Source organism: Niastella populi (assembly GCF_002078015.1).
Lineage (GTDB): Bacteria > Bacteroidota > Bacteroidia > Chitinophagales > Chitinophagaceae > Niastella > Niastella populi.
The window spans coordinates 1-11,367 of record NZ_LWBP01000010.1; the positions used below are offsets into that span (position 1 = coordinate 1).

19 protein-coding genes are annotated in these 11,367 nt (G+C 38.0%); 12 read left to right on the forward strand and 7 right to left on the reverse strand.

Annotated features, from left to right (window positions below; all coding sequences use genetic code 11):
- On the reverse strand, positions 1–830 hold an 830-nt coding region (locus A4R26_RS03940), incomplete at its 3' end, for an AAA family ATPase (RefSeq protein WP_165760139.1).
- A 205-nt stretch (positions 831–1,035) separates the two neighbouring features.
- Here A4R26_RS03940 and A4R26_RS03945 point away from each other — a divergent pair.
- On the forward strand, positions 1,036–1,749 hold the full coding sequence (locus tag A4R26_RS03945; protein WP_081160776.1) for a hypothetical protein: 714 nt from the start codon (positions 1,036–1,038) through the stop codon (positions 1,747–1,749).
- A gap of 65 nt (positions 1,750–1,814) precedes the next feature.
- Here the strand turns inward: A4R26_RS03945 and A4R26_RS03950 are convergent, their stop codons facing one another.
- Complete coding sequence (locus A4R26_RS03950) at positions 1,815–2,216, reverse strand: hypothetical protein (RefSeq protein ID WP_081160780.1); 402 nt, start codon at positions 2,214–2,216, stop codon at positions 1,815–1,817.
- 484 nt (positions 2,217–2,700) lie between these two features.
- Between A4R26_RS03950 and A4R26_RS03955 the strand changes: the two genes are divergently transcribed.
- The 6 genes from A4R26_RS03955 (at position 2,701) to A4R26_RS03980 (ending at position 6,574) form a co-directional block, all read left to right on the forward strand.
- The gene (locus tag A4R26_RS03955) at positions 2,701–3,039 is read left to right on the forward strand and encodes a helix-turn-helix domain-containing protein (RefSeq protein ID WP_081160784.1); all 339 of its coding nucleotides are present in this window, start codon (positions 2,701–2,703) and stop codon (positions 3,037–3,039) included.
- 48 nt (positions 3,040–3,087) lie between these two features.
- Complete coding sequence (locus A4R26_RS03960; RefSeq protein ID WP_081160787.1) at positions 3,088–3,465, forward strand: hypothetical protein; 378 nt, start codon at positions 3,088–3,090, stop codon at positions 3,463–3,465.
- Positions 3,466–3,474: 9 nt separating this feature from the next.
- Positions 3,475–4,419: a DUF8464 domain-containing protein gene (locus A4R26_RS03965; RefSeq protein ID WP_081160791.1), complete on the forward strand. Its 945-nt coding sequence runs from the start codon at positions 3,475–3,477 to the stop codon at positions 4,417–4,419.
- Positions 4,420–4,486: 67 nt separating this feature from the next.
- Positions 4,487–4,951, forward strand: coding sequence for a plasmid mobilization protein (locus A4R26_RS03970; protein ID WP_242674814.1), 465 nt, complete (start codon positions 4,487–4,489; stop codon positions 4,949–4,951).
- Positions 4,952–4,998: 47 nt separating this feature from the next.
- Positions 4,999–5,955: a relaxase/mobilization nuclease domain-containing protein gene (locus A4R26_RS03975; protein WP_341350283.1), complete on the forward strand. Its 957-nt coding sequence runs from the start codon at positions 4,999–5,001 to the stop codon at positions 5,953–5,955.
- A gap of 28 nt (positions 5,956–5,983) precedes the next feature.
- Complete coding sequence (locus A4R26_RS03980; protein WP_081160798.1) at positions 5,984–6,574, forward strand: hypothetical protein; 591 nt, start codon at positions 5,984–5,986, stop codon at positions 6,572–6,574.
- Positions 6,575–6,636: 62 nt separating this feature from the next.
- On the opposite strand, the gene A4R26_RS03985 is transcribed toward A4R26_RS03980, so the two are convergent.
- From A4R26_RS03985 to A4R26_RS04000, 4 genes are all read right to left on the reverse strand, one after another.
- Positions 6,637–6,855 carry a DUF4287 domain-containing protein gene (locus A4R26_RS03985; protein ID WP_081160801.1) on the reverse strand — a complete coding sequence of 73 codons (219 nt, stop codon included), beginning with the start codon at positions 6,853–6,855 and terminating at the stop codon, positions 6,637–6,639.
- A 188-nt stretch (positions 6,856–7,043) separates the two neighbouring features.
- Complete coding sequence (locus A4R26_RS03990) at positions 7,044–7,472, reverse strand: hypothetical protein (RefSeq protein WP_081160804.1); 429 nt, start codon at positions 7,470–7,472, stop codon at positions 7,044–7,046.
- 29 nt (positions 7,473–7,501) lie between these two features.
- The gene (locus A4R26_RS03995; RefSeq protein WP_081160808.1) at positions 7,502–7,699 is read right to left on the reverse strand and encodes a hypothetical protein; all 198 of its coding nucleotides are present in this window, start codon (positions 7,697–7,699) and stop codon (positions 7,502–7,504) included.
- A 28-nt stretch (positions 7,700–7,727) separates the two neighbouring features.
- A complete protein-coding gene (locus A4R26_RS04000) occupies positions 7,728–8,117 on the reverse strand; it encodes a hypothetical protein (RefSeq protein WP_207625671.1) in 390 nt (129 codons plus the stop codon).
- Positions 8,118–8,509: 392 nt separating this feature from the next.
- On the opposite strand from A4R26_RS04000, the gene A4R26_RS04010 reads away from it, so the two are divergent.
- From A4R26_RS04010 to A4R26_RS04025, 5 genes are all read left to right on the forward strand, one after another.
- On the forward strand, positions 8,510–8,770 hold the full coding sequence (locus A4R26_RS04010; protein ID WP_081160817.1) for a helix-turn-helix domain-containing protein: 261 nt from the start codon (positions 8,510–8,512) through the stop codon (positions 8,768–8,770).
- Positions 8,771–8,784: 14 nt separating this feature from the next.
- Entirely contained in the window at positions 8,785–9,024 is a 240-nt protein-coding gene (locus tag A4R26_RS36200) for an SF0329 family protein (protein ID WP_439330552.1), read from the forward strand.
- Complete coding sequence (locus tag A4R26_RS34750) at positions 8,918–9,292, forward strand: SF0329 family protein (protein ID WP_165760140.1); 375 nt, start codon at positions 8,918–8,920, stop codon at positions 9,290–9,292. Before A4R26_RS36200 ends, A4R26_RS34750 begins: the two co-directional genes overlap by 107 nt.
- Positions 9,293–9,373: 81 nt before the next feature.
- Entirely contained in the window at positions 9,374–10,120 is a 747-nt protein-coding gene (locus A4R26_RS04020) for a tetratricopeptide repeat protein (protein ID WP_207625672.1), read from the forward strand.
- Between the two features lie 18 nt (positions 10,121–10,138).
- On the forward strand, positions 10,139–11,017 hold the full coding sequence (locus tag A4R26_RS04025) for a hypothetical protein (protein WP_081160830.1): 879 nt from the start codon (positions 10,139–10,141) through the stop codon (positions 11,015–11,017).
- A 110-nt stretch (positions 11,018–11,127) separates the two neighbouring features.
- Here A4R26_RS04025 and A4R26_RS04030 read toward each other — a convergent pair whose 3' ends face one another.
- Positions 11,128–11,310, reverse strand: coding sequence for a hypothetical protein (locus A4R26_RS04030; RefSeq protein ID WP_242674815.1), 183 nt, complete (start codon positions 11,308–11,310; stop codon positions 11,128–11,130).
- Between the last annotated feature and the right edge of the window lie 57 nt (positions 11,311–11,367).

The window sequence follows — 11,367 nt, forward strand, 5'->3', positions numbered from 1 at the left end:
AAATCAACTAAATCACTTGTAATAAATGATTTGCTTTCAAATGACTTATCGAAATCCACGTTTGCAATTTCAATATCTCCAATATTTAAAACAAATCTCTTAATTTTCAGTACACCTTCGCTATAATTAAAATCGTATTTTAGACTTATTTTTTCCGGTTCTTTGATTTCCTGTAGTTTTTTTAAAAAATCGTAGGTTAGTATTATTTCGTCTTTATTATTTAATAAGGTTTGGCTTACATTGTTACTTCTAAAAATGAAAGAAGAACTTGTTATTTCTTTAATAATATCCTTATCTTTTAATTTGATCATTATTTCGTAAGCTCTATTGATCAAATCTACTAATTCACGCCTGGCAATTTCTGCTCCTTCCTGAAACAAAGAAATAAACCCCATTTCTTTATGCCGCCTAAAAATAGTATCAGGAATTAACTTCTCTTCAAAGTATTTTTTATCTTTTTCATTTTTTGAAACTCTAGTAAGGATAACAAAACAATAATTATATATCTGCTCAAAATATCTTCCCAAAAACTCTTTACGAATTGTATCACTTATCGACGCTTCCCTAAACTTAATTTCAAAATGTAGGGTATTACTATTATCCTTTTTTCTAAATAAATTAATTCCTTCTCCAAGGCTAAAAAAACCTCCATGCAGTTTAAGTGCGGACTTATAGTTTTGAGCAAGTGCTGTTTCCTGTAACATCAAAAAGAGTTGGATTATGCTACTTTTACCAACGCTATTTGCTCCTAGTAAGATTGTTATAGGCTTTATATCAAGATGCCCTTCTTGAAAAGCCTTATAGTTTTTGAATTTGATTCCAGTAAGCATATTGAATATAACTGTTAAATGATTAATGTATAAGTTGTCAAGAAATGGTACTAAGCACACAATTACTATATAAACATCATGACCACCTTAACCCAAATCACCGTCTATGCATTAAGCTCAAAATATAAATAATTTATCCAAAGTGAAAACATTAAACACTTGATATGAATCAAGTTTTATAACTTTAAGTAGAAACCGTTAGTATATGCGAAGAGTGAATTTGAGGAGTACGGCATCCTTCCTATCGAGGGAGCACACATTAGACATTAATACCATAAGATCGCTTTTTATAGCCGAACATGAGAAGTTTCTACAGCTTAATCCCACCTGGAACCATAAGGCTACCCGAAGATTAATCATTGCAAATTATTGGTACCGAGACGTTATGATGCACTTTGCAACGATCATGACCATTGCCGTATTATTTACGCTACCTCAATACAACAGCTGGCTTACGTTATCTGCATCTATTGTAATTGCCAGCCTATCTGCTTTATTTAGTCTAACGGCATTTATTTACCTCCCTTCCTTCTATTGGAACTTTTTACCAAAACTTGAGGTTATAACTGGCGAACTGGAAAAGTTGGCAACGCATGTGGAGGAAACAACGAAGTGTAAACGCACCCAGTTCCAGGCGCCGACACTTATTATTATATATTACGTCAATTCTAAAATAAGTAACACCCCGTTACTTCCTGCCAATGATCAATCGGCAGCAGTCCTTAATAAACTGTATGGATCAGACAAGGATAAATTAAAACAGAACCTTTCCAGATTGTATAGGCTACCTAGCCTTTCGGCTAAAGAGCGGGCAGAAATGTTAAAGGCAGTGGAGAACACAAGGGACTTTTTTAAAGATTCGCAGAATGCCAATATTCCCAATATTCTGGATGAACTTGAATTGAAACTGAACGGGTGACAAATTAAATCTAATAACTTGGGGCTAACGTCAGGAATTTTTCTGTCGACATCTGGTATTTTTAGTCAAGGTTCAGTTTGTCCAAGACTGTTTATCCATTTGTTATATGAATCTTTGTGTTCTTCCACCGTGCATAGTTTTGCAATTTCATCAGTAGGCTCAAATAGACTAACTTTTTTAGAAGCTGGTTCCCCGTAATTAACTATGTATGTTCCATATCCACCTGTTGCTCTATAGGCAGAATCAATCCTACAACCGTTGCAACCGATTATGGATTCATATTTACGTTCAAGAACTTCTCTTAAACTTTCTAATGCTACTATTGGGTGATATAGTTCACTTACTGATTCCGTGATTTCAGAATCAGCATATGTTAAATGTGTAGTTTGTCCTTCACTCCTAACTATCAACAGCCCTGTTGAAATAAGATTTTTTCTTAAATCATATCTCTTAATGGAATATTGCATACATAGGCCTTTTTGAATTTAGCGTCTGGTAATAATTTACTTATTTTTTTCAGGTTGGACGAATTTAACTGATTAATATTTCCCGAATTGTTTTCGACCTAATAAATATTTCATATTTCCTGCCTTAGTGACTATTAACAGGATGCCAATAATTACAATAACCTTATATTTTGAATTTCCAGGTCATTTTTCAATTCTATGTATACTTAGCTTTTTTCCGCCTACCTCTCATCGTATGTTACAGCTCTAAAACAATTATGTGTATGAAAGATTTTGTGCAGAACGGTATAAAGGTTGCCCGTATACGGTATCCATACAGGAGGATCTACAAACAACCCAGGCAGCTAATACATTCAGAGATGTTTATCAATGCTTTAGCATTTACTCCACTTTTTTCTTTACGAGCCTCGGATCAGACTCGGATATTCTCCCTTTTGCTTAAAGCAATTTTGCCTAATCATTCACCATTAAACCAGTAACGAGTATGAAAGAAATGACGAAAAACGGAAACACGCCAATGCTGTTTCCATACGAGCCGACTGAATACTGGCAGAACATTCGCCAAATAATCAGGGAGGAAATGGCCAAAATAGAAAAGGAAAGTCCACCAAAAGGAAATCTCCTAGAAACGCCCGGACTAACCTACAAGCCACTATTAAAGATCACGGAATTGTGTACCCTCTTCCAGGTTACCAAACCCACTATTTACAGCTGGATCAAGGCAGGAAAGCTGAAACCGGTAAAGGTCAGGTCGAGGGTTTACTTCCTGTTCCAGGATGTACAGAAGCTAATGAGCACCGAGCCGCAAGACTTGGAATCATAAGCCTCTTTTCAAGAAACTACATTTTGACAAAATTTAAACTTATTCTTTATGGCCGAATTTAAAAGGCAAACCTTCCAGCTTAGCACTGGAAAACAGATCAGGTTACATGGAAACAGCTTCTTTATTAACCGCTCTTTAGAGATCGGCGAAGGTTTCGTTCCCAATATCTTTTCACTGTTTGATGAACAGCCAGACGGCAAACCGTCCACAGTTTCAAATCCTCACCGGTTGACACCGGAAGAACTGCACGAACTGGCCGACTACAATATCCGCTTATGGCTGGATCTAAAAGATAGCATCCGCAGCAATGGCACCAATAACCCAAAAGTTTTCAGCCGGGAAACCATTCGCGTAGCTGATAACAACTCAGCTGATTCTGTCCCCAAAAAGAAACGGGAAAAACCTAATTCTAACAAAGAACTTTAAAAATTAAATATGAAACAGCTATCGTGTGAACAGGCAAAGCAGATTGATATGGTCGATTACCTGTCTTCATTGAACCATCAGCCGCAAAAGGTAAACAATCAGGATTTTTGGTATCTGTCTCCGTTACGTGAGGAACGAACAGCTTCCTTTAAAGTCAATAGAAAGCTCAATGTGTGGTTCGATTTCGGTATCGGCAAGGGCGGCGACATTATTGATTTTGGCACCCTATATTATAATTGCTCCGTAAGTGAAGTGCTTTCAATACTATCGGCCTTTCTACATCACCCTACCCTTTCTTTTCACCCGCCTACTATCTCCGGTGGGGTTGCGGGTTCGTCATACGGGTCTGCTGGTGAAAAGAAAGAGATAGCAAACTCTAAAATTATGGTTGTGGCCGTACGGCCTTTGTCAGCAAATACATTGATCAATTACCTGGAAAAAAGAAAAATCCCGTTGGAGATTGCCAGCCAATATTGCAAGGAGATTGATTTCGTCTTATATGGAAAACAGCATACCGTGATTGGATTTCCTAATAATACCGGCGGTTATGAACTCAGAAGTGAATACTTTAAAGGCAGCAGTTCGCCCAAGGATACCACTTTTATTGATAACAAAACCGAACAGATCGCAGTCTTTGAGGGGTTCTTTTCTTTCCTTTCATTTTGCACCATCAATAAAAGTCAGACCGCTCCCCTCACCAACTGCCTTGTACTTAACTCCCTTTCCTTTCTCGACAAAAGCCGGGATCTGATGGAAAAACATATGCGGGTTCATTTACTGTTAGACCGCGATGCAGCTGGCAAAAAACATACAGAAAAAGCCCTTAACTGGAACCGTGACAGATATATTGACAAGAGTGAATTTTATGGCGCCTTTAAAGACCTAAACGATTGGCTTGTCCATGACCGAAATAGCTTACAGCAAAGCCAGCGACAAGTGAGAAGGCGTAAATAATAAACCATAGCGCAGTTATTTACCATAGTACCTAAGCTACCAACCAGCGAAATGACTGCCGGGTTTTATGGCGAGCGGTGTGTTTGTAGAACAAAAATTGCCTGATAGCCAAACACACGCTCGCTTTTTGCTCCCGCTGGTCGCAAAAAGAAATACAAAATACATTAAACTGAAGCGTATGAATCATGAGGAAAAGAAAAAGAGGAAAGCCGGAAGACCGGCTAAAAATATTAAAAAGGAGATAAATGCCAGTGTGCGATTTACTCGGGTCGAATATTTTATAGTAAAAGAAAAAGCCGCCAACTGTGGGTTTACCGTTTCAAATTATATCCGCAGGGCATCTATTCATTCAACAATAACTCCGCGTTTAACGGCCGAAGAACAACTTTTAACCAGGCAATTAGTAGGCATGACCAACAACATGAATCAAATGGCAAAGGCCTGTCACCGGGAAGGATTATTTCAATCAATGGTCATTTTTGAGAAATACCGTCAGCAATTAAATGAGATCATTAAAAAATTGAAATCATAATCAGCAAAGTAGTTCCTGCCGATTCAGTTTATCATACCTGCCGGTATATCTGTAACAAACCTGGTTCAGAAGTGTTGGCAACCGATGGCGTGAGGGAATTTGATTACAGGTTAATGGCAGAAGATTTTATCCACCAGCAACAATTACGGCCGGGAAAACAAAAAGCATTTTTTCACGGCATACTTAGTTTTCATCCTACAGAAAAACCATCGGATGAAACATTAACGACAATTGCGGCACAGTACCTGAGGCGGTTAGGAATTATAGACACCCAGTATTCGATCGTTAAACATACTGATAGATCACACTTGCACCTGCACGTTGTTGCCAACATGGTCGACAATAACGGCAATGTCATAAAAGATAATTTCACAGGATTACGAGGTAAGAAAGTAGCCCAACAGCTTACACAGGAATACAAATTAATACCTGCTATAAAAAAGGACTTGGCGCTTACCAACCTGGAAAACATGAACGATCATGAGGTTGCCCGGTATAAGATATACATGGCTATTGCAGAAAATCTGCGGAATTGTAATTCAATAAATGATCTCGTAACCCGGCTGAAACTTCAGGGTATTGACACACAATATAAACACAAAGGACAGACACAGGAAATTCAGGGTATAAGTTTTAAAACAGGTAAGTATTCATTTAAAGGTAGCCAGATTGACCGGAAATACTCATTTGCGGGATTACAGAAATCGTTGGCCGAGGGAATAAAAGAAAACATTGATAATGTACCGGACCAAAAAGAAGAAAAGATTCAATCGAATAGTCCGAAAGAAGCTTTTAGGAAAATTCATTCTTTATCTAAAAGGAATTCGAAAAGTACTGTATCAAACACAGCATATAATAGAGCCGCTGATGTTTTTAAACAGATGAACAAGGTATTTGACGATCTTATCAAACCCGAACAAACCGATGATCATCTACCTTATGAACTTACCCAGGAAGGTTACCGCCGTAAGAAAAAGAAACAGTCGCACCGGCATAAACGGTAAAGAATTAAATCATTAAAAACGGATGATTATGACGGATCAGAATAAGGAAATATCTATGCCATTTACAGAGATAGTAACAAATAAAATACAAAAGCAGGCTGAACAAATTTCAGCAATTGAGAAAAAGCTAGAGTCTATCCATGACACCTCACCGGTTTTGCAGGAAATAAAAAAACAGCTAACTGAGATCAAAGTAGCCATTGTTGCTATAAAGTTTCCCATCAAACAAATGGATGAGTTCTCAGGGAATCTGGCAACAGGTGTCGCATTATTAAAACAGCCCGTCGAAAACAAGGTAATACATCACCATCATATCCCGAAAATCATTTTGATAGCTGCGGTACTTTTTATCGCGCTATGTCTGGTATGTTGCGGCTGGTATAATACCGTCCAAAAGCTAGACGTACATAAGGCCAACGATTTTAAATATCGCCACCTTAAACTAAACAACAACCTGAATTTGCAGAAATTGCTTATTATCACCGATAGCTTGTACAAGAACCAGCGGGATTTTTCGGAAAGTGTTTTACAAAGGGAAGACTCCGTTCGTAACATGATACAGATGCTGGTGGATGCAAAAGAAGCGGAGGTAAAAGAATTAAAAAAGAAGATTAAGTGAACCTGGTTTTCCGCAACAACTGAGCCACTAAATGGGAGGCTCAGTTGTTTATTCAAATTCCATCATTCCCTCTTACCTTTAAAATAGGCTACCAATACCATAGCATGCCCATGACCGAGGTCATAACCCTCTTTTAACCATTTTATAATATCTCCTGCTTTCGTTCCTTCGGTTAGATCATTTTTCTTTACAAACCCTTTCTTCTCAGCTAGTTTTTTAAACTGGTCGGCAGAGTTTCCTGTTTTAGTCTTGATATTGTCCAGATATGCTTGAAATGACATTGAAATTATTCTTTAATATTTAAATGTTTTAACAATACAAATATGCGGATATTCTATCGATGATAACCTGTGCAAATGTGACAATTAAAGGGGGTAAAAATGCCATAAGTCAATGAAATAGTCAATCAGCCACAAAATAAAAAGTCCCAGTGTCGACACACCGGGGCTTTATGGTATAATGGCTCTGATTAGCAATTTTTGTCAGCGGTGGCCTCCGACAGCTTATATTTTAAGTCCTCAATCTTTTCCTTGGCAAATGAAATAATTTCAACCTGTGCACGATTCAAATCCCGGATTAAGGACAGCTCCTTTTGCAGCAGCCTGATCTCTTCAGTTAGCATTTGGATTTGTTCTTTATACCTTTCAATCTGACCATTTAAGTAACCAACTTCATCATTACGTAGACTCTTAAGCGGCTCTTCGGTATAATACAAACTTAATAAGTCTACTTTAAGCGCCCCGGAAATAGTCAACAACAGATCTGTTGACATAGATTCCCGATCATATATGTCAGGCACCGTTTTTTCATTCCTGTGAATAAGGGCACCAAACTCCTTATAAGTAAGCCGTCTCCTTTCTACCTCCTGCTGAATCAAACTTCCAATATGAATTGGCACAAGCTCTCATTATTAAGTGTATGTAAAGATTAACCTTCCAGTATCTCACTATCTGGCAGGCCCGTTACTTCCCTGATCACCTGCATGGCAGCAGCCTTAGTAAGATTGTCGCTATTCTTTTGAATATACCGTGATATGGTGAATTCAGTGCATCCCAGTACATCCATCAACCGGCGACGGGTAGTTGGGTTATTTATCACTCTAAGCGCTTTTTGAGTAAGTTTCATAACTTGATAGGTATTGGTTAGTTTTATGCTATTTCCGCATTTCAACTTGCAAGCCAGCAGAACGGCGCTTATACCGCCTTTTCGCTACTTTACGCCTTTGTTTACGGGTTCGTTTAGCTATTATATATGCAGCTTCAATAAGTTCTTCCATCTTTTCATAGAAATACATATGATTACTACGCTCGTGCGGATCGATGGAGATACTACGTGGGCTGGAAACGACTTCAGTAAGCCAATCCCAAAATATTTGCCGGGTCTCGTTTAAATGGTAACATTGAAAGAATTCATCCAAAACCATTAAAGGCTCGTGTCTTTGCTCCTTATTTAGCCGAAGGGGCTGGCTGTACCATTGAGGGTGTTTGTTATGGGTTTTGCCAGAAAATGATACCCCAGGACGGGCGGTTAATGGCTCATTCATGCGAAAAGATTTTAGGTTACATTATATGGTTTGATGAGCCTTGAGGAGGTAGGTTTGGGACGAATTAAAACGGGCCAAACAGAATATTATAAAAAAGGGTTGGTGCCTACCGCCCCTGCCACACAGGCCCTGAGAAGCCCCCTACCATACGGTAGGCAAATGCGAAGGAGCAAAATAGGCCCAACCCTATATTGTAAATATAGAGATTGGGCTTCACTTACTCTCGCATTTGTCGAAGTTCTCAGGTTCGTGTGGCGAGACTCGTGAATAAACCTCTTTTATAAGAGGTAGTTTCCAATTATACACAAGATAGATAAAATATTTCCAATTTGGTCGTATTCGACCAAATTGTTTTCCACAAATGTTTCCATCTTTCTTCTTTAAGTAATACTATGGATACAAAAACAAAGGAAGAAATCAGGAAACAGTTCGGAGAATACCTTCAGCGGCACCGTGAGAATGTATTGAAGGTTAAAAGTGTTCGAGAATTGTCGTTTACATCCACTATTGACAATAGTAAATTAAGTAAAATAGAGAAAGGGCAGGTAAATTTTGGGTTTGATAATTTGTTGGAGATTGCTGTAACTTATAAACTAAGTCATAAAGACGTTTTAGGCTTTGCTATCAAATCTTTGAAAGACTTTGAAGGATAAATATCAACTTTATGATGTGGAGTAAATTAAAGCAACTTACAGAAGAGAAATTCGCAGACTCTGTCAAAAATAGAGTTGAAATTTTTTCTACCCGATATAACAAACCCAATAGTTCATCCGGACGGGGCTGGATTACAATAGATGGAATTGAAATTGTCAATTTCTCGACTATTAAATCCGGTGAAATCTATAGATGTATATATCACGAAGCCACACCCACAATTTGTAAAAAGGCACCCCGCAGTTCAGGATGAGGACCGAAATCCAGATCTACTTGTTGAAGAAGGTGAGTTTTCCAGATTTGATTTGCATAATTGTTGTTTTGAATACTTAAACCTCAGTGTAGAGGAAGGCCTTGCTCATCCCAGTCCATTAATAAATCTTTTGGCAGTTCTCGACAGACGTTTGGGAAAAGGAAGGCTGCCATCCTTGATTGAGAAAAAACATCACCCATTGGTTAAGCGGTTTTTGAAATTTAGAATGACTGAGGAAGGCTTTAATATTAATGATAACTCAGAATAGAAAATTGTAATGAGAATTATACTGCATCTTTCTTACGTGTTCTTTTTAATTTTTTTCTCTTGCCAGCCCAAAAATAAAAGCATGAACTCCCAGAAAAACACAATAGTCTTTACAGACAGTTCCGGTAATATTTTAACAACAACTGATCTTGCCAATGTGACTGGAAATGTTAACTACCAGGTAAAATCAGAACAATATGTAGATTCAAAGGCCCAAAGTCTACAAAATGAAGCAAGATCACTTGGCCAATCGGGTAAGTATGATTTGGCAATTAATAAGCTTAAGCAAGCAATTCAAATCCAGCCTAATTGGGCATACCCAATTTACGACCTTGCATTTACATATCTCCTGAAAGGTGATTATGGAAATGCATTAAAATATTACAAACAAACGGATTCAGTATCGCCTAAAGGATTTTTCACTGCTAAAACTGCTATATATGCATTGGAGGGTGAACAAGCAGGAGAATTTCCCAATGGACTTTACTTATCTTATTTGCAAATTGAATGGACCGATGATTTAAATAAAAAGTTGGCAATTGCAAAGGCCATTACGGAAAAATTTCCTGGCTTTGCACCAGCCTGGAAAGAATTGGCTGTATTATCGGATAACAAACAGGAAAAGAACACCGCCATAGAACGTGGCCTGTCCTTAGAACCCGATAATGAAACGAAAGGCATATTATTGATCAATCGGGCTCTTGTATTAAATGAAAATGGTAAGAAAGAAGAAGCCATCCAAGTTCTTGGTAATTACATATTTTCTCCAGACGCAACCATGGGCAATATTGAGCTGGCAAAGTTTACTTTAAAATCAATTGCAAAATAACTTGGTGATCAAAATACGATGGCTGTTGCAAATTCATTTACTAAGTTTATGAGTCAGTTTATTGAAAATACCAATGAGTCAATTGAATCTATGCAATCACACATGATATTTCCTGAAAAAATAACTGATTTTCTTACTTGGGTGAGAGAAACTACTGAAGCTGCCTGGCGCCAAGCCTCCTCAGACAACTATCTTCATAACGCCAAATGGCTTCCACTTAGTGAACAAGAGATTAATGACCTTGAACAAAAATATTCAATAAAATTTGGACCCGAACATAGGGCGTTTTTAAGCATACTCCATACTATAGATAAAAAAGATCCCGATTACTACGCAGGAATCGAGGACACCGATGAAGGATCAGATATAAAGGCCAAGGGGCAACCTTCATTATTCTATAATTGGCATACAGACACCGAATGGATCGAAAGCAGACTCACGTGGCCATACGAAACTATCTTGCAAGACATATTAGGTGTAAACCGGTTTTGGTTAAAATCGTGGGGGCCCCGTCTTGAAACGGAGCAGGAAAAAATTCGAGTATTTTCATCGTGGTACAATAAGGCGCCTAAGTTACTTCCTATTACGGCACATACTTTTCTAATGAACCATGAACTTACAGGACTAAGGGCAGTATTATCTGTTTGGGGTTCAGATACAATAGTAGCTGCGTGGAACCTGCGCCATTATCTTATGCGCCAATTCCCACAAGAGTTAAATATCCAAGAATTGGTTTACGATGATGAAGACAAATGTTATTATGGAGAAATCATGAAAGGAATTCCGGAACTGGACACATTGGAGACGATTCGATTAGCCGATGCTGACATACCTCATTGGAAAGAGATAATAACACACTGGTCATTTTCCCAATGGCAAGGATTTAGAGTAGATTAAAAAAAGAAGTGCACTAACATGGAACAAGTTTACTTCGTTCGTCAGTAATCGATTATTCATACTTTCTGCTATTTAACAAAATAGCCGGATAAACCGGCTTTAAAAATAATTTAAGCTAATGGGCTAGTTTGGGGCTTTTTAAAAGATTCAGGCAATCCTACTTTCTTCAGAAAAGCTGCCCCAATTTCTCTTTTCTTAACAAAGTAGGGATCGTCAATGTATCGCTTAATTGCCTTTTTATCGGTTACGCTTTCCATACCAGTCATTTTCATTTGAGTTATTCTTTCCATCATTACCCTTTTAAATTAATTTTCGTAATTGATCACTATCTGGCAACACCTGTTGAATTT